Origin of the sequence: Maribacter sp. R86514 (assembly GCF_044597005.1) — a bacterium.
Classification (GTDB): Bacteria; Bacteroidota; Bacteroidia; order Flavobacteriales; family Flavobacteriaceae; genus Maribacter.
This window is the reverse complement of record NZ_CP138999.1, coordinates 904753-922746: the sequence shown is the minus strand read 5'-3', so window position 1 is coordinate 922746 and position 17994 is coordinate 904753. Positions and strand designations below refer to the sequence as shown.

General features: G+C 34.2%; 18 protein-coding genes. 11 read left to right on the top strand and 7 right to left on the bottom strand.

Features of this window, described 5'->3' with window-relative positions; all coding sequences use genetic code 11:
* The first annotated feature begins 21 nt into the window (after positions 1-21).
* Entirely contained in the window at positions 22-264 is a 243-nt protein-coding gene (locus SJY30_RS04055; protein WP_396634323.1) for a hypothetical protein, read from the top strand.
* A 391-nt stretch (positions 265-655) separates the two neighbouring features.
* A complete protein-coding gene (locus SJY30_RS04050; protein WP_396634322.1) occupies positions 656-1696 on the top strand; it encodes an alpha/beta hydrolase in 1041 nt (346 codons plus the stop codon).
* 26 nt (positions 1697-1722) lie between these two features.
* Here SJY30_RS04050 and SJY30_RS04045 read toward each other — a convergent pair whose 3' ends face one another.
* Positions 1723-2253: a hypothetical protein gene (locus SJY30_RS04045; RefSeq protein ID WP_396634321.1), complete on the bottom strand. Its 531-nt coding sequence runs from the start codon at positions 2251-2253 to the stop codon at positions 1723-1725.
* 160 nt (positions 2254-2413) lie between these two features.
* On the opposite strand from SJY30_RS04045, the gene SJY30_RS04040 reads away from it, so the two are divergent.
* On the top strand, positions 2414-3457 hold the full coding sequence (locus tag SJY30_RS04040) for a ThuA domain-containing protein (protein ID WP_396634320.1): 1044 nt from the start codon (positions 2414-2416) through the stop codon (positions 3455-3457).
* Positions 3458-3468: 11 nt separating this feature from the next.
* Here the strand turns inward: SJY30_RS04040 and SJY30_RS04035 are convergent, their stop codons facing one another.
* A complete protein-coding gene (locus tag SJY30_RS04035) occupies positions 3469-3936 on the bottom strand; it encodes a nuclear transport factor 2 family protein (protein WP_396634319.1) in 468 nt (155 codons plus the stop codon).
* A 134-nt stretch (positions 3937-4070) separates the two neighbouring features.
* On the opposite strand from SJY30_RS04035, the gene panB reads away from it, so the two are divergent.
* Genes panB through SJY30_RS04015 form a run of 4 tightly spaced genes read left to right on the top strand, consistent with a single transcriptional unit; the run spans position 4071 to position 6694 of the window.
* Positions 4071-4889, top strand: coding sequence for a 3-methyl-2-oxobutanoate hydroxymethyltransferase (panB, locus tag SJY30_RS04030; protein ID WP_036154808.1), 819 nt, complete (start codon positions 4071-4073; stop codon positions 4887-4889).
* Positions 4890-4932: 43 nt separating this feature from the next.
* The gene (gene lspA / locus SJY30_RS04025) at positions 4933-5400 is read left to right on the top strand and encodes a signal peptidase II (protein WP_396634318.1); all 468 of its coding nucleotides are present in this window, start codon (positions 4933-4935) and stop codon (positions 5398-5400) included.
* 33 nt (positions 5401-5433) lie between these two features.
* The gene (locus tag SJY30_RS04020) at positions 5434-6132 is read left to right on the top strand and encodes an RluA family pseudouridine synthase (protein ID WP_396634317.1); all 699 of its coding nucleotides are present in this window, start codon (positions 5434-5436) and stop codon (positions 6130-6132) included.
* A gap of 31 nt (positions 6133-6163) precedes the next feature.
* On the top strand, positions 6164-6694 hold the full coding sequence (locus tag SJY30_RS04015) for a DUF4252 domain-containing protein (protein ID WP_396634316.1): 531 nt from the start codon (positions 6164-6166) through the stop codon (positions 6692-6694).
* 8 nt (positions 6695-6702) lie between these two features.
* Here SJY30_RS04015 and SJY30_RS04010 read toward each other — a convergent pair whose 3' ends face one another.
* Both SJY30_RS04010 and SJY30_RS04005 read right to left on the bottom strand, forming a co-directional pair.
* Positions 6703-7563 (bottom strand): DMT family transporter, encoded by an 861-nt coding sequence (locus SJY30_RS04010; protein ID WP_396634315.1) that lies wholly within the window; start codon positions 7561-7563, stop codon positions 6703-6705.
* 15 nt (positions 7564-7578) lie between these two features.
* A complete protein-coding gene (locus SJY30_RS04005) occupies positions 7579-9123 on the bottom strand; it encodes a hypothetical protein (RefSeq protein WP_396634314.1) in 1545 nt (514 codons plus the stop codon).
* Between the two features lie 145 nt (positions 9124-9268).
* On the opposite strand from SJY30_RS04005, the gene SJY30_RS04000 reads away from it, so the two are divergent.
* Together SJY30_RS04000 and leuB are read left to right on the top strand one after the other, a co-directional pair.
* Positions 9269-10441 carry a 2-isopropylmalate synthase gene (locus SJY30_RS04000; protein WP_396634313.1) on the top strand — a complete coding sequence of 391 codons (1173 nt, stop codon included), beginning with the start codon at positions 9269-9271 and terminating at the stop codon, positions 10439-10441.
* A gap of 2 nt (positions 10442-10443) precedes the next feature.
* Complete coding sequence (gene leuB / locus SJY30_RS03995; RefSeq protein ID WP_396634312.1) at positions 10444-11562, top strand: 3-isopropylmalate dehydrogenase; 1119 nt, start codon at positions 10444-10446, stop codon at positions 11560-11562.
* A gap of 2 nt (positions 11563-11564) precedes the next feature.
* Here the strand turns inward: leuB and SJY30_RS03990 are convergent, their stop codons facing one another.
* Entirely contained in the window at positions 11565-12788 is a 1224-nt protein-coding gene (locus tag SJY30_RS03990; protein ID WP_396634311.1) for a peroxiredoxin family protein, read from the bottom strand.
* 127 nt (positions 12789-12915) lie between these two features.
* On the opposite strand from SJY30_RS03990, the gene pheT reads away from it, so the two are divergent.
* Entirely contained in the window at positions 12916-15345 is a 2430-nt protein-coding gene (gene pheT, locus SJY30_RS03985; RefSeq protein ID WP_396634310.1) for a phenylalanine--tRNA ligase subunit beta, read from the top strand.
* Here pheT and SJY30_RS03980 read toward each other — a convergent pair.
* On the bottom strand, positions 15332-15976 hold the full coding sequence (locus SJY30_RS03980) for a fasciclin domain-containing protein (RefSeq protein WP_396634309.1): 645 nt from the start codon (positions 15974-15976) through the stop codon (positions 15332-15334). The genes pheT and SJY30_RS03980 overlap by 14 nt on opposite strands.
* A gap of 149 nt (positions 15977-16125) precedes the next feature.
* Between SJY30_RS03980 and SJY30_RS03975 the strand changes: the two genes are divergently transcribed.
* Entirely contained in the window at positions 16126-16848 is a 723-nt protein-coding gene (locus tag SJY30_RS03975) for a hypothetical protein (protein WP_396634308.1), read from the top strand.
* 10 nt (positions 16849-16858) lie between these two features.
* On the opposite strand, the gene SJY30_RS03970 is transcribed toward SJY30_RS03975, so the two are convergent.
* Complete coding sequence (locus SJY30_RS03970; protein ID WP_396634307.1) at positions 16859-17986, bottom strand: hypothetical protein; 1128 nt, start codon at positions 17984-17986, stop codon at positions 16859-16861.
* Positions 17987-17994 lie beyond the last annotated feature (8 nt).

Here is a 17994-nt window from a genome sequence, read left to right as displayed (position 1 = left end):
TTATTTATTTACTTTGTTTATATGAAGTCTACAATAAAACATGAGTGGAGAAAAACGGAGAAAGGTATTTATATGCCAAAAAATAAACCTGAGCTCATTAATGTTCCAAAATTTCAGTATTTGAGCATACATGGAGAAGGAAATCCAAATAGTTCTCTTTTTACAGAACATATTCAAACTTTATACAGCGTCGCTTATACTATTAAAATGACTTTGAAAAAAATGACAATTGTACCTGAAAAGTATATGGATTGGACGGTTTAACCATTAGAAGGTAAATGGGATATTTCTGAAAGTGCAAAAAAGAATTATAAAGGCGTACTAAATAAAAATGAACTGGTTTATAATTTAATGATTAGGCAACCGGCGTTTATTTCTATTGATTTTTTTAATGAAATGCTAGAACATACTAAAAAAAAGAAACCACAAAGACTTTTAGAACGTATACAGTTTATAAAGAAATTTATTTATCTGATTTTAGAAAGGTTGCTGAAGAGAAGTTAAAAACCGTTTTACGTTTTCAATTAGAGGTATAAAAATTTATGCAATATATCATAAAGCAAAATAAAAGTTAAGACAGGCACCTTACACCAATAATTAGAAATAGGAAAAATATCTTCGTAGCACCCATATTCATCATCAAATCATCAACAAAATGCAATTAAGGAATATCATTTTCTTTTTCATATTACTTACCACTAGTACATCTTTTGCTCAAAAAAAAATTGCTGAAGCTAAGTTTATTAGTATTGGTGGTATTGAACAGTGGATTACCATTAACGGAAGTGACATCAGCAACCCTGTAGTGTTGTTAATACATGGTGGTCCGGGTAGTAGTATGAGTCATTTTAAAGATGATATCTATGCTGAATGGCAGAAAGAATTTACCATTGTTCACTGGGACCAGAGAGGTGCCGGTAGAACATTTGGCAGAAATTGCCCTAAAGAAATCAATGATGAATTCTATATTAACAATCTGCTATCTATTTCAGATATGACCAATGACGGTATTGCTGTTACTCAATATATACTTAAACGTTTAGGTCAAAGAAAAGTGATATTGATGGGCACTTCTTGGGGTTCAATTCTTGCTACGAAAATGGCGCAGAAACATCCAGAATTATTTCATGCCTATATTGGTCATGCTCAATTTGTGGATTTTACTAGAAATATTGATGACGCCTATTCACATGTATACAAAATAGCAAATATTAAAGAAGATACCCCTACCCTTTTAAAACTTAAAGATTTAGGTCCGCCTCCTTACCAAAAAGCTAAAAACTACGGTCAACTTTTACGTGTAGTAAAACAGTTTGAAAAAGAATTTGCAGATCCTGCCCCATCTAACTGGTGGAAAATTGCTGCAGAATACGAAAACAATGAAGATAGTAGAGATAGATATAACGGTGATGATTACTCCTTTTTAAACCTTGTTGGTGACCAAACTATTGGCGTACCCTCCATGGTCAGCAACATAGATTTTAACAAAACCGCACTAACCTTTAAACTACCAATATTCATGATTCAAGGGGAACATGATATTTTATGCTCTCAAGAGTTGAACAAACCTTATTTTGAAAAAATTAGGGCTCCAAGAAAAGAATATGTAATCGTTTCTAATGCAGCCCATGGATTTAATGAGCATATTGTAAAGAAGCAATATGAAATTGCAAAATCGCTCCGTGTGCAAAATTGAAATATGCAATCTTCAACACAAAAGAGCTACTTACCTGATCTCTCACCAATAAAATGGTCGCTTTTTGCTTTAAAGAGCACATTAAATGTGGTTAAACTACCATAAATACGGGTAATGTACTGCTGTAAGTCTATTTTTTCCTGATCATCTAAATTCTTACTTGAATTTATTTTTTGCTCCATAACACGTATACGATCACGTACCATTACTATTTTATGAAAAAATGTATTAATAGGTATTTCTTTGTTACTACCGCCGCTTTCACCTGGCTCTAAAACTATATTTCCGCCTTTCCATTTATCTGCAATAGCTACACGCTGGGTTGCATCACTCCATTTTTGTAAAATAGCAACCAATGAACTTTCTACATCAAAAAAACTTACGGTATCCACTTCATTATCAATAGCTTCAATAACTTCAAAATCAGCATCAATCTCAATAGTTTCCAATCCTTTATCCATGAATGCAACCCAATACATATTGCTAGACACATTAGTGATTACTCCCTTACCATATTCTGCATGTAATATTCTAGATCCTATTCCTAATATTTTCATTGTACTTTAATTTTGTTTCATGCTAATTTAAGATCAGTTTTTATCATCAGCAAAAAGAAATCTACTTTTTGTTCTTTACTTATTGTAGTCTGTTTTTTGCCATCTTAACTTCTTCATGTACATTTAAAGTCAACTTTAGAATTAACCATAACACACCAACATGAAAAATTTAATGGCAGTTGTTTTATTTAGCTTTTTACTTACAGCTTGCGGAGAAAGAAAAAAAGAAACTGTAGAGCAAGTTCAACCACCGGCTAAATTAAAAGCTTTGATTATTGACGGACAGAACAACCACTACGTCTGGCCAAAAACTACCATGATGATGAAAGATTATTTAGAACAAACTGATTTATTTACCGTAGATGTTCAAAGAATGGACTCTGTTTGGTTGGGTATTAAATATAATAAGGATAGACCAGAAGCTTACCATTCATTTATAGAAACTTACCCATTAGAAGATAAGACCTATCATATTTCCGAGAGTCCGATTCAGACTTCAGACTTTACATTTAATTTCAATGATTATGATGTTATTATTTCTAACCTAGGTGCCGATTCACCATTGTGGCCAGAGGAAACTAGAAAGGATTTTGAAGCCTTTATGAATAACGGTGGTGGTTTAGTGGTTGTTCATGCAGCCGACAATGCTTGGGGAGAATGGGAAGAGTACAATAAAATGATCAGTTTAGGTGCATGGGGAGGACGTGATGAGAAGTCTGGACCGTATGTATATTATAACGAAGCAGGTAAAATTATAAAAGATCCGTCTGAAGGAGTTTGTGGCTCTCACGGACCGCAGTATGAATTTCAATTAACAACTAGAGCCCCTGAACATCCTATAATGAAAGGCATACCAGAGAAGTGGTTGCACACACCAGACGAAATGTACGAACGTATGAGGGGACCATTCGAAAACGCTACAATATTGGCAACTGCTTTTGCGGATGTGGAGAAAAACGCTCCGCCGTGGGACCCTAACGTAAAGGGCTTAGGACAGAATGTACCGCAGTTAATGGCTATTAATTATGGTAAAGGACGTGTATTTCACTCTACATTAGGGCATTTTGATTACTCGATGGAATGTGTTGGTTTTATTACAACTTTACAACGTGGTGCTGAATGGGCAGCAACAGGAAAGGTTACTCAAGAAGTTCCAAAAGATTTCCCATTAGCTGATGCCTCAAATTCAAGACCGTGGAAATAGTATGTTATAAATTAGTCTGAAACCGGCTTGCAATCTTCCTTTCTTCTAGAATCAACTAGATAAATAATTTTCCAAGCATCTTCTTCTTTAAATAGTTGAAAGGAGTTAACGCCGCAATGACTGAATTCGCCATTGTACCAAAATTCATATGGCGCCCAAACGTGCGCCATACCGCCATCAATTTGTATTTTATAATCCAGAATCTTTTCATGAAAAGGTATAGAATCTGGTGTGGTAATCATAAAATTTATTAAATCATTAAAATTTGTATCACGAACGATCATCTTGCCTAGCACATTTAAATTTACCGTTTGCATTTTAATATCGGCATCTACAACACCCTTCATCGCAAATTCATTTTTACCATTTAAAGCATAAAAAAAAGTCTCTACCGCATACTTTACCTTTACCTCTTCTTCTATTTGGGCATTAACCAAACTATATGTCAAAAATGCAAATAGAATAATGATATTTTTCATGTTTCCGCTTCAATTACTGATTCACTGTAAAATTAATTAAATATTAATTGTAATCTTTTAAATGGATTCTATATCGTTAATGCTTAATCTCAGTAAAACTCCTTACTTTTATGCTTGTTAATCAATATTGAAATATGTCTGTAGCTAAAAAAGAATACAAAAGAGTCACTGTAAAATCATTAGTAGAAATGAAGAAGAACGGAGAGAAAATCTCCATGTTGACTGCATACGACTATTCAATGGCCAAAATTGTAGATGCCGCGAAAGTCGATGTTATTTTGGTTGGCGATTCCGCTAGTAATGTAATGGCCGGTCATGAAACGACTTTACCTATTACATTAGATCAAATGATTTATCATGCTTCTTCTGTTATTAGAGCAATTGACAGAGCATTGGTCGTGGTTGATTTACCATTTGGAAGTTACCAAAGTGATCCCAAGGAAGCTTTGCGTTCTGCTATTAGAATTATGAAAGAAAGTGGTGCACATGCCGTAAAATTAGAAGGCGGCGCAGAGATAAAGGAATCTGTTAAAAGAATTCTTGCCGCTGGTATACCCGTAATGGGGCATTTAGGTTTAACACCACAGTCCATCTACAAGTTTGGCACCTACACGGTTCGTGCTAAAGAAGAGGAAGAAGCTGAAAAATTAATGGAAGATGCCAAATTACTAGAGAAACTAGGATGCTTTGGTCTGGTTCTAGAAAAAATACCAGCTCAATTAACAAAAAAGGTCTCCGAAAGCTTAACCATACCAACCATTGGTATAGGTGGTGGTAAGCACGCTGACGGACAAGTTCTTGTAGTGCATGATTTATTAGGAATGACACATGAATTCAATCCTCGTTTTCTACGTAGATACATGAACCTTTATGAAGAAATGGGCAATGCCATTTCTAATTATGTAAGCGATGTAAAAAGTCAAGATTTCCCTAATGATGAAGAGCAGTATTAAATAACAAACACTTTTGAAGCGTTCTAAATATTTTAGTAAATTCTTGATTCTAATCATTGTTTTAATGACGGTTGGTTGCGATCAAGTATCTAAAGAACTAACACGCCAAAAAGTAGAGCCAGAAGTTTTTATTCCTGTTATAAAAAATCATTTGATTCTTACAAATGTGGAGAATACAGGTGCTATGCTTGGCTTTGGACAGGACTTCCCTCCTATTTTAAAGAGATTTCTGCTACAGGCATTACCAATGTTATTACTATTGATAATGCTCTATAGAATTATGAGCAAACCCAATTTAAATTTTCTATTGATTGTTGCCTTTGCTTTGGTCATAGGTGGCGGATTAGGAAATTTAATAGACCGAATTGCTTATGGGTCCGTCACAGATTTCTTTCAGATTAGATTAGGCGTACTGAGAACGGGAATATTCAATATGGCTGACGTCGCAGTAACCATTGGCGTTATTATGTTTATATTTTTAATAATAAGAGGAAAAAAACTGGCAATTTAGGTAGTACAATAATTAATTAGATAAGACTAAAATTTGTCGAAAAAACAACATTCTACCGTAGATAACCTTCAAGTACTATTTGAAGACAATCACTTAATAGTAATCAACAAACGCCCTGGTGATATCGTACAAGGTGATAAAACTGGCGATAGACCGTTAAGTGACACCGTAAAAGCATTTCTAAAGAAAAAGTATAACAAACCCGGCAATGTATATTTAGGAGTTGTGCATCGTTTGGATCGCCCTACATCTGGTATTGTAGTATTTGCCAAAACCTCTAAAGCTTTACCTAGGCTAAACAAAATGTTTGCAGAGAAAGATGCAAAAAAAACCTATTGGGCAGTGGTAAAAAATTGTCCAAACGAAGCTGAGAAAAGATTGGTTAATTATATGAAGCGAAATACGAAACAAAACAAATCTTACGCCCACATCAAAGAAGTTCCAGATAGTAAAAAGGCAATTTTAACGTACCGCATCATAAAAAAATTAGATAGATATTTCCTTTTGGAAGTTGATTTGGAAACTGGTCGTCACCATCAAATAAGGTCACAGCTTACTGCCATTGGCAGCCCTATTAAGGGCGACTTAAAATACGGATTTGACAGAAGCAATGCTAACGGCAGTATTCATTTACATGCTAGAAAACTGCGTTTGATACATCCGGTAAAAAAAGAACCTCTAGAAATTATAGCTCCTCCTCCAAATGACCCTATTTGGAATGCGTGTCTTTAATTTTCTTACTTTTAGCACAAACACTATAACCATGTTAAAGAAACTTTTCGTCTTAATTATATTCTTAGTAATTACTTCTTGCGGTAGCTACAACTCTATTGATACATTTTATAACGCACATAAAAATGATAATCAAGTTACCGCGGTGCGTGTACCACAATTCATGTTATCTATGATAAGTGAAATCTCTCCAGAAATGAAAGCTATGGTAGGAAATACCAAAGATTTAAGATACATGCAATTTCCAAGCACAACGGCAGATAGAACCCAATTTTTAAATCAGCAAATGAACGGCATTACAGGTAACTCTTTTATTGAGGTATTTAGAAAAAATGATAATTTAAAACGTAATGTAGTTTCTGTACGTGAAAAAAAGAATTCAGTAAAAGAGATATTGATTTACAACAACGATAACCAAAACGGTTCGTTTTTATATTTCAATGGTGATTTTGACCCTGTAAAAGTTAGAGAGATGGCTAAAAATGAACAGTTTACCAAATTCGGAGATAATATAATCAATCAATTTGGAGCTAGCACACCCGGTATCAATTCACAGAACTAAGAATAACTTTAAGTCGGTTTTTTAGAACGTATACTTTCTATTACCACCGAACTTAAAATAAGTATACCTCCTAAAATTGTCGTTCCTTTTGGTATTTCAGATAAGAAAATAGCTCCTATCAAAATGCCATAAACAGGTTGCACACTACTCAATATACTTACGGTTGTAATATTGAAATGCTTAAACGTCATCAAGAACATGGTATGACCAATTGCCGTTGTTAGCACTGCTAGTGCAACCAAAACTTCCCATTGATTTAAAAGCGTACTTGTTGGTACCGAAAATAAGAAAGGAAATAAAACAACGCCAACAATTGCAGTCTGATATGTCATCAACATTGAACCATTATATTTTGAAACTTTTTGCTTCAAAATAATATTGCGCAACGCGTATGCAAGAGCAGAAAATACGCCAAAACCGATAGCAATGGTATATGAATTTTCAAAATCTAAGGTGGGACTAAGAAAATACATTCCGGTAAGCACTAAAAAAGCAAGTAGTAAATGCACTAATTGAAACTTGGTTTTTAAAAGAATAGGTTCTAAAAACGCCGTTATCACTGGGTATGTAAATATAGAAAGCATACCTATTGCCACATTAGATAACTTTAATGCGTAGAAATAAGTTACCCAGTGTACTCCCATTAATATTCCACTTAGAAAAATTACCGGAGCATCTCTTTTATCGATTTTTAAACTGAATCCTTTCCATTTACAATATAGGAACAATGCCAAAAAAGCTAGTATTGCCCTGGCACCAATTGCAACAGGCACCGACAACTGAACATAGCGTCCTAAGGCACCAGACGTAGCTACAAAAAGCATGGCGAGGTTAATTTCCAATAAATGCTGAAGGTGATTACTTTTCATCTACATAAATTTCACCTAACGTGATTTTTTCAACGCTTTTTCTCGCATAATTTGAGAAACAGGTTTATTCTGCAAATGACTCTCTAACCATGATAAAATATCCAAGTATAAGAAAGCCCTTTTTTCATACGGATGATCCTCGTACTTTTTAAGTTCGTTGTATAATTTTTGAAATTCAGCTTTTAACTGGTTAGGGTAAATACCGCCTAAACTTCTAAGAAACTTGATCATCTCTTTTTGTACGGCATGCATATCATCCATCTTCAATAAAAACTTATACGTGCTTTTTAATTGAACTTCTAAATGATAGTCCATACCCGCCTCATAATGAGCAACTAAACTTAACACACGCGCAAAACACATTAGGTCTTCTCGCATTTTTAAGTTCTTATTCTCAATAATCTTTTTTAAATATTGAATACAGGTTTTATTATCTCCAATACCAAAATACAGACATGCTATTTTATAATAAAGAACCATTACATGGTGCACATCTATTCTATCTCTATGCTTGTTGATACCATATTCAATAATCTTCACCAAGTACAACCCTTTTTCAAAAGTACCTTCAAGAAAATGCAGGTTTAATTTATTGGCATTTAAATACATAAATACCAGAGAATTAATATTGTCGTTATTTGGAAATTCTTTTTCTTTTATTGTAATCTCCAAACGCTCCAAAACTTCCTTAAACTGAGAACTATACTGAACATAAAAAAGAGATTCTAACAAATAATGATTCCCTTTTAAGAAGAACACCGGATTTAGATAAATCATGTCCTTATGATCATAGAAAAGATCTACCCATTTACTGGCATATTTAAAACAAGACAAGAAATCTTGGGTTAAAAAACTATACCATAAATGAGCTTTGTATAGCCATAACTTTTCTCGAAAGCCTAAATCTTCAATATTATATAAAGGTAAGTGGTCATTAAAATATGTTTTAACCTTTTGATAATCTTCATCGCTGCGCACATAACCTACTTTCAACATCATACCATATAGCTGTAAAGATAAATTTGACAGCTTACTGGTCATTACATTATGACCCGATAATTCTTTGGCCTGTATAGCTAGTTCATCTGCTCGATCAGGTATACTTCTTGTAATGTACTGAGTTTCAATTATCTTTTCTAGCTCAACAATTTCATAAGCTATATTCTTCTCTTCATTCTCAATAGCGATGCCCTTTACTTTATCCAAAATTTTCAAACTCTGTTTGTAAAGACCTTTTTGATATAAAATAGTGGCAAAATCTAACTGTTCCCTTATTTGAACCCTTATATTCTGATTAACAGGATTTAGCCTTAAACTAACCAATATTTGCTTATATAAATGTGCTTTTAAATTTGAAAGTTGCGCTTTCTTGACAATACCACTTTCCAATATCGTTTTCTCATCATAGAGTTTAATTTTATCCAATAAATTGAACAGCGCCAAAAATTTGGCGTCGGTATTCACCCCTAATCTGCCTACATAAAGCTTAAATTGACGCTTCTCAGATTTAGAAAGTGATTTAACTAAAACGAACAAAGCATCTTTATGCGCATTTGTCATCGTAAAAAATTGAGTTTAAATTATTGAAATTCAATGTTTTATACACCTAAAAAACTGACTTAACGTTGTAAACATGTTTACAAATTTTCTAAGCCTTATGTTTAAGGTTATATATTCGTTTGACGAGTAAAACTACGTAAATAATATGAGTAAAGATATCGTTCAAATATTTGACACAACTTTAAGAGATGGAGAGCAAGTACCGGGCTGTAAATTAGACCGTGAACAAAAATTGGTCATTGCTGAGCGCCTAGATGTACTAGGTGTCAATGTAATTGAAGCCGGTTTTCCTGTATCTAGTCCAGGTGATTTTAAATCTGTTGAAGCCATAGCCAAGCTCGTTAAAAACGCTACTGTTTGTGGATTGACACGTGCGGTCAAAAATGACATTGAAGTTGCAGCAGAAGCTCTTAAACATGCTAAAACACCAAGAATACACACTGGTATTGGCACATCTGACTCTCATATTAAATTTAAATTCAATTCTAATAGAGATGCTATCATAGAACGTGCGGTTTCTGCCGTCGGCTATGCAAAAACCTTTGTAGAAGATGTGGAGTTTTACGCAGAAGATGCCGGTCGTACAGATAACGAGTTTTTAGCCCGTGTTTGTGAGGCGGTCATTAAAGCCGGGGCGACCGTTCTTAATATTCCTGATACTACAGGGTATTGTTTGCCAGATGAATATGGTGCTAAAATTAAATACTTACGTGAAAATGTAAAAGGAATAGACAAGGCCATACTATCATGCCATTGTCATAATGATTTAGGATTGGCAACTGCAAATTCTATTGCCGGTGTCATTAACGGCGCAAGACAAATTGAATGTACCATAAATGGTATAGGTGAGCGCGCAGGTAATACTTCTTTAGAAGAAGTTGTTATGATTATGCGCCAACATCCAAATTTAAATTTTGACACTACTATAAATAGTAAATTACTTTACGATACCAGTTTAATGGTTTCTCGTAAAATGGGTATGATGGTACAACCTAATAAAGCTATTGTAGGTGCCAATGCATTTGCTCATAGCTCTGGTATTCATCAAGATGGCGTCATAAAAAATAGAGAAACTTATGAAATTATTGACCCTGCGGATGTAGGTGTTACCGAATCTTCTATTGTTTTGACCGCTAGAAGTGGTAGAGCTGCCCTAGCCTATAGAGCTAAAATAGTGGGTTACGAATTAACAAAAACACAATTAGATGACGTGTATCAAGAATTCTTAAGATATGCGGACACTAGAAAAGAAGTAAAAGATGATGATATTCATCAAATCATAGAGACTTCAAATATAGATTTACAAAGTATTAGCTAATTATGCATTTAGACATTGCGGTTTTAGAAGGAGATGGAATTGGACCTGAGGTCGTTGAACAATCAATTAAGTGCTTACGTTCTGTTGAAGAAACTTTTGGACATAGCTTCACCTTTAAAAAAGGACTTATTGGGGCGACTGCCATAAAACAAACAGGTAGCCCATTGCCAAAGGAGACTCTAAAATTATGCAAAAGCACTGATGCCACTTTATTTGGTGCTTTGGGTTTACCGGAATTTGATGATGACCCAAAAGCAAAAGTATGGCCAGAGCAAGGTCTACTAAAATTGCGTAAAAAATTAGGATTGTTCGCCAATATTAGACCTGTAAAGGTTTTTCCTTCGTTGGTAAAACAATCACCACTTTCAAAAACCCAAGTACAGAATACAGATTTAGTTATTTTCAGAGAGCTTGCCGGCGGAATTTACTACGGTGAAAAATCTGTTGATGAAGAAAAGAATTCTGCTACTGACACTTGTACTTATACAGAATCAGAAATTAGCAGAATTGCGCATTTGGCATTTAAATCTGCCCGTTCAAGAAAAAAGAAGGTGACATTGGTAGATAAGGCCAATGTACTTGAAACATCTCGTTTATGGCGACGTGTGGTACGTTCAATATCTGAAAGTTACCCAGATGTAACATTAAATTGCCTATTTATAGACAATGCCGCTATACAGATGATTTTAAACCCTTCTCAGTTCGATGTTATTTTAACCGATAATATGTTTGGTGATATTCTTTCTGACCAAGGTAGCGTTATTGCAGGGTCTATAGGACTTTTACCTTCGGCATCGGTAGGACTTGAGTACGCCATGTTCGAGCCCATACATGGTTCTTATCCAGATGCAGCAGGTAAAAACATCGCTAACCCCGTAGCTTCAATCTTGAGTATGGCCATGTTATTACAACACTTTAAAATGAACGAAGAATCTGATGCCGTCGTTGCTGCAGTTTTAAAATCATTTTCCAAGAAAATCGTTACTCCAGATATTTTAGGAAGCTCTAAATATGGCACCAACTATGTAGGTGATTTTATTGCCGACAACATCATGGAATTAGACGGAAATTTCAATATCAACGATGAAAACATCGGGCTAGGAAAATCTACGATTATCTAGTTTTATTCGTTTTGCAATTTAGTGATGAGTTGATTAAAATCTGTTTTAAACTCTTCGTATTTATCACCCGTTGCAGGACCATTAAAGCCTGTATGAATTTTTCTAACCTTACCTTTTTTATCGATAAATATGGTGGTAGGATAAGAAAGTACATGGTTTAACATTGGTAACTTCTCTTGAGCTTTTTGTTTGTCATAGGTGCCATATTGCGCCAATAAAATAGGATAGTTAACACCTACCCTATCTTTTAATCTTTTTATTCCTTTAATTGCTATTTCCTTGGTTTTGGCTGATTCAAATGCTAAACCAATAACCTCAATGTCACTATTGTCCTTTAAATAATCCACCAAAAATTTGGTTTCATCCAAACAATTAGGGCACCATGTTCCCAATAACTGAACAATAACGGTCTTGTCTTTATATTTTTCATCACTCAAAGAAATCATTTTGCCTTCAGTATCAGGAAAAGTGAAAGCCAATTTGTCATAACCCTCATTTAAAAAAGTTAATGAATCCGGGTCTGGCAATTCGAAACCGTCATTTCTAGTAGCAACAAAAGGTTCTTTAAAATGATTGCCTGAGTAAAAAACACCGTTCATGGTAGAATCTGTAATCCTGGCATTGAACAAAAAAGCATGCGCACCGTCAAAAGCAGATAATTTTAGAGAATCACCATCAACTACACCCTCTAAAAACCTGTAATCTCCTGTTGTAGTTCTAAAGGTACCGGTTACCTTATCATTTTCTTGCAAGAATATTCCTTTACCTACATACTCTTCCTCTAAGTTTGGACTAAAATACGTTTCCCAAATACCCGAGATATTTTTATTTAAATTTTCGCTTGTGATTTTGAATCTTTCCTCTATTCCATATACCGCTTTAAATGGTACAATTCTTTCTAAACTTTCTTTGACAAACTGACCTTCAATAGTATTTTCAGTGAAAGTACCTGCCAAATACCCTTCAAAAACCGGTGTCTGCATTATTATAGAGTCACCCTTTATTTCTATTTCGTCTATATCAATTACTTCTTCGGCATTAAATACCTGCATTGCATAACCCCCATCGGTATTCTTATTAACTTTTAAATTAAAAGGCAATACTTGATTATCCATTACCTCTAACTCTACAAGCCATTGGCCTTCAGATAATCGAACATCTTGTCTATTCTCCTTACATCCAACCAACAACATTAAAACCGACAGTAATCTAATACCAAATTTCATAGCTCATTTTTAAATTAACTTCTAATAAACAATTAAAAAGGCAGAATTAAAAATTTAAATAAACAGTTCATAGCTTATTGAATGTATTAGGGCATTGTTTTATCTTTGCGAACTATAAATTTTTTGAATGAAAATATCATATAACTGGCTTAAACAGTTCATACAAATAGATTGGGAATCTAATAAAACCGGAGAACTTTTAACCGATTTAGGTCTGGAAGTTGAAGGAGTGGAAAAATTTGAATCTGTTAAAGGCGGATTAAAAGGTATTGTTGTAGGTCACGTATTAAGTTGCGAGAAACATACAAACGCCGACAAACTCAATGTCACTATGGTAGATATTGGTTTAGATGCCCCAGTACAAATTGTATGTGGAGCAAAGAATGTTGCTGCTGGCCAAAAAGTACCGGTTGCTACAATCGGCACCACACTATATACCGCTGAAGGTGAAGCTTGGACCATTAAAAAAGGAAAGATAAGAGGAGAGGAAAGCTTTGGAATGATCTGCGCAGAAGATGAGTTAGGTCTTGGTACTAGTCATGATGGTATAATGGTCCTTGACAAAAAACTTAAAGCCGGTACACCATGTTCAGACGTTTTCGATATTGAAGAAGACGAGGTTTTTGAAATTGGCTTAACCCCGAACAGAGCAGACGCTATGAGCCATTTTGGTGTAGCAAGAGATTTGAAAGCCGGACTCAAACAAAAGGAAATCACAAAAGAATTGATTACCCCTTCTACAAGTCATTTTAATATAAACGATAGGTCTCTAAAAGTTGATATTGATGTAATAAATACCGAGTTAGCCCCACGTTATTGCGGAGTTACCTTAAGTAATCTAATTGTTCAACCATCTCCTACTTGGCTGCAAAACAGACTTAAAGCCATAGGTCTTACACCAAAAAACAATGTGGTAGATGCCACAAATTACGTTTTACATGAACTTGGGCAGCCATTACATGCTTTTGATGCTGCAAAAATCAAAGGAAACAAAATAGTTGTCAAAACATTAGATAAGGGTACTAAATTCACGACACTTGACGGAGTTGAAAGAACGTTACATGAAGATGACCTGATGATATGCGATAGCGAAAAACCATTGTGTTTGGCAGGTGTATTTGGAGGATTAGGGTCTGGAGTTACAGAAGAGACTACTTCAATATTTCTAGAAAGTGCTTATTTCAATCCTGTATCCATAAGAAAATCAGCAAAAAGACATGCGTTAAATACAGATGCGTCTTTTAGATTTGAACGTGGTATCGATATTGAAAACGTAGAATACAGTCTTAAACGTGCCGCTCTTTTAATTAAAGAAATTGCCGGTGGAGAAATAACGTCTGACGTTTACGACCTTTACCCTAAAAAACACCCGAATTTTGAGGTGTTCTTGGCTTTTGAAAAAATCAATAAGCTGATTGGGCAAGAAATACCAAAAGACACTATTAAATCAATATTAGCATCTTTAGACATTAAGGTCAAAAACGTAACTGAAGCAGGTATGGGTCTTGAAGTACCTTCTTACCGTGTAGATGTTCAAAGACAAGTAGATGTCATTGAAGAGATTTTAAGAGTTTACGGGTATAACAATGTAGCTTTTGGTCAAAAATTAAATGCATCTATTGCAACTACCGAGGCAGCCGCAGATCATACCATTCAAAACACGATTGGTAATGCATTAGCATCAAAAGGTTATTACGAAATTTTGACCAATAGCCTAACAAACCCTGATTATACTTCATTATTGCAAGACGAAGATGAGGAACGTAAATCTATAGAAATCATCAACCCACTAAGTGGCGATTTATCCATTTTAAGAAAAACTTCTTTATTTTCGGCATTGGAAGCCGCCAGTTATAATATTAATCGTAGAAGAGCGAATCTCAAATTATTCGAATTCGGAAAAACTTATTATGCCAAAGGAGACAAAAGAATTGAACCGAAATATTTAAGTATATTAATAAGCGGAGACTCAATACCGGATAGTTGGACAAATAAAGCGGTTGCCACAAACTTTTTTGAACTCAAAGCTATAGTACAAACAGTACTTTATAGACTAGGGTTAACCGATTTAAAAAGTAAGCCAACTACTTCAACTTTATTTTCTGAAGGATTATCATTGACCCATAAAAAGAAAGAATTGGTTTCTTTTGGGCTGATAAAAAAATCAATACTAAAACAATTTGATATAAAACAAGATGTGCTGTTCGCTGATTTTGATTGGGGTGCTGTTCTAAAAGAAATTGAAATATCACCGGTAGCTTATAAAGAAATTCCAAAACACCCAGAAGTAAAGAGAGATTTTGCGCTTTTACTTGACAACAAAGCTAGTTATAAAGAACTGTACGACCTTGCATTCAGCGCAGAGCGTAAACACCTAAAAGATATGACGCTTTTCGATGTATACGAAGGAAAGAACTTACCACAGGGAAAGAAATCTTATGCTGTGAGCTTTACATTACAAGATGATAAAAATACTTTAACGGAAAAGCAGATAGAGAAAATAATGTCTAAGCTACAGCATACATACGAGCGTAACCTAGGTGCTACTTTACGTTAACCAAAGCATTTTTTCCAGGAACTAAAACGGTATCTACTTCATGTATGATGCCGTTAGACTGGTTGAAATCTGCCGTAGTTATTACTGCACTATTACCAAATGTGTCTGAAAGAACTATGTCTATACCTTTTAAAGTCGCCGTTATTTTTTCTCCTTGAATGGTAGTAAACTTTGCAATACCATTACCCCTGCACATTGCTTTTAATATTTTAGAAGCAGATAGCTTATCTGCAATGATATGAAAAGAAAGCATATCTTTTAATGCTTTCTTATTTTTAGGATCATATAATCTATCGATAGTATTTTTTGATAATTTTTCGAATGCAAGATTAGAAGGTGCAAAAACAGTAAACTCTCCCGTATAATCTAAGATTTTATCTAGATTTGTTGCTCTTAGTGCATTCAACAACGAAGAATAATTAGCATAAGACTCCGCTCGTTCCAATATTGACTTTTCGGTTTGAATAGTTGAAATAAACTGCTCGAATTCAATATTAATTACATTATCCTGTGCATTGGTCTCTACCCCAATAAATAGGGAGCACAGGGACACGAGGAATGTCCATATTTTCATGATAGTTGGTTCTTTAGGGCTAAATGTTCTTAAAATCGATAAACTGTTCGATTTCATCGTCAATATACAATTTGTATGCCTTAGATACCTAACCGATATTCCTCATTTAATTTCTTTTAACATTTTATTAACTTTTTATTAAGTTAAACAAGATTTTTCAAAATTCACTAATTGTTTAACTTTGAGTGTATTGCTAAAAAAAGATTATGCTTTTACCTAAAACGAATATTGAACAAAAGTTATCTAAAGTTAGAAATAAGCAGATTTTATCTGATGAGACAAGAATGAAAGAAGTCTATGACATTCTTTCTAATCTTGATAATGAACTAGAGAGAATTGAAGATAATATCACAACCAGCAGGGGTATTCCATTTAATAATTTCAATATTGATTTATTGGATAGTGGAAAGATTTATCACATTGACGAAATCAAACAAATTTGCATCGATTATAGATTACGATTTTTAGATACAAAATATTTTAAAGGACAAATTCCCGCAGAGGCGTTGTCTATAATAAAAACGTTAGAGAAAGAACATGACCTGGAAATAAAAGCGTTTAAAATAATAGCCCCGTCTAAACTTTTTAAACTTGAAGATAAAGACGATCCATTATTATTTGCGCCTATAGGTAATGGCTACCACTATTTAATACACCAATGGGGCAACGACTTGCACCCATTACGTAAATTATTAATGTGGCCGTTTAAAAGTATTGTTAACCTTGCTTTTTTAGTTTTTTTAATAAGCTTTGTAACCACATTACTTATACCTGACGGACTGTTTTCTAAATCAAGTTCAAATGCTCAATTTTGGATTTTGTTCTTCTTCATGTTCAAGTGTATTGCCTCGGTAGTAATATTTTACGGATTTGCAATGGGCAAGAACTTTAATCCGGCTATTTGGAACAGCAAATACTTTAACAGCTAAGACTATTATACTATTTGACAAATATGGTTTTAGGTACACCATCTAAATCAATATTATCAATTAATTTAAAATCAGGAGCTGGAGTAATTCTTAAAATACCACCTTTATCTGTCTGACCATTTTTCTCATAGCCTATTAGAATATAATTGTTCTTTTCATCGTAAGCAATTGCCGATGTATTTGCTATACTATATTTCATATTTAACTCAGTATCTGTCAAGAAATTTTCAAATATATATACAACGGTACTATTCTTTTCAAAGTCGTAAATTGCCGGCACCTCTTCTATCTCGGCACTTGGCATGTTTTTTTGAAAATAAAACTTACCGCTATTATCAATATAATAATCCGTCGTAGTTATAAAACCCGGTTCGGTATTCTCACCATAAGTAGTGTACGACTTATCTAAAGTAACTGGGTCTAAAATAGTGTGAAATTCTGGATAGCTGATAATAACATCTCCACTGCTATTGGCAAATAAACGCTGTGCATCTAAGCCCAAATCCAATTCCATTAATATTTCATTGGTATTCAAGTCTATTACAAATAAATAAAATTCATCTGTAATGAATTCGTTCATTGTCAACACAAATAATCTATCAGTTGAAATGACTACATTAACGGGCTTTTTGTTCAAAGAAATTTCGGTCGGGTCATTGACCGAACCAATTAGTGAATTGGTACGCACAACAAATTGTTTGTCCTTACCAAGCAATTCTTTCTCGTAAGCTATTGCCAACATCTCATTTGAATGAGCCATCGATAGCACATCTATATCACATGGATTAATATCCTCAAAAACCGATACTGATTCAGAGGTAGCATTTTCGGCATTGAACCATTGTAATGTTGCCTTACAATTGCTTGTCGCATAATAGCTTATGCCTGTTGGAGTTCTATACGTTATAGCGTTTGAAGGAATATCATTAAATGAACTCAATGTACTTTTTACAGCAAATTCTTCGATACTAGATCCAACAACAACCCCATTCAAAAAATTGTTATTTTGAATAAATACAGTGTATTCAACTTTACTATCCGTAATTATTAATTCTTCATCAACTTGATCAGAAGATTTTTCGCATGCAAAGAAACTAAAGGCCAGCACAAAGCAAGCCACATATTTGTAGATTTTCATAAAACATC

Coding starts and splice junctions, on each gene's coding strand:
- SJY30_RS03970 (WP_396634307.1), bottom strand. CDS start 17,986: ATGAAAATCTACAAATATGTGGCTTGCTTTGTGCTGGCCTTTAGTTTC.
- panB (WP_036154808.1), top strand. CDS start 4,071: ATGTCTGTAGCTAAAAAAGAATACAAAAGAGTCACTGTAAAATCATTA.
- SJY30_RS04040 (WP_396634320.1), top strand. CDS start 2,414: ATGAAAAATTTAATGGCAGTTGTTTTATTTAGCTTTTTACTTACAGCT.
- SJY30_RS03975 (WP_396634308.1), top strand. CDS start 16,126: ATGCTTTTACCTAAAACGAATATTGAACAAAAGTTATCTAAAGTTAGA.
- SJY30_RS03980 (WP_396634309.1), bottom strand. CDS start 15,976: ATGAAATCGAACAGTTTATCGATTTTAAGAACATTTAGCCCTAAAGAA.
- SJY30_RS04000 (WP_396634313.1), top strand. CDS start 9,269: ATGAGTAAAGATATCGTTCAAATATTTGACACAACTTTAAGAGATGGA.
- SJY30_RS04055 (WP_396634323.1), top strand. CDS start 22: ATGAAGTCTACAATAAAACATGAGTGGAGAAAAACGGAGAAAGGTATT.
- leuB (WP_396634312.1), top strand. CDS start 10,444: ATGCATTTAGACATTGCGGTTTTAGAAGGAGATGGAATTGGACCTGAG.
- SJY30_RS04015 (WP_396634316.1), top strand. CDS start 6,164: ATGTTAAAGAAACTTTTCGTCTTAATTATATTCTTAGTAATTACTTCT.
- SJY30_RS03990 (WP_396634311.1), bottom strand. CDS start 12,788: ATGAAATTTGGTATTAGATTACTGTCGGTTTTAATGTTGTTGGTTGGA.
- SJY30_RS04050 (WP_396634322.1), top strand. CDS start 656: ATGCAATTAAGGAATATCATTTTCTTTTTCATATTACTTACCACTAGT.
- SJY30_RS04005 (WP_396634314.1), bottom strand. CDS start 9,123: ATGACAAATGCGCATAAAGATGCTTTGTTCGTTTTAGTTAAATCACTT.
- SJY30_RS04035 (WP_396634319.1), bottom strand. CDS start 3,936: ATGAAAAATATCATTATTCTATTTGCATTTTTGACATATAGTTTGGTT.
- SJY30_RS04010 (WP_396634315.1), bottom strand. CDS start 7,563: ATGAAAAGTAATCACCTTCAGCATTTATTGGAAATTAACCTCGCCATG.
- SJY30_RS04045 (WP_396634321.1), bottom strand. CDS start 2,253: ATGAAAATATTAGGAATAGGATCTAGAATATTACATGCAGAATATGGT.
- pheT (WP_396634310.1), top strand. CDS start 12,916: ATGAAAATATCATATAACTGGCTTAAACAGTTCATACAAATAGATTGG.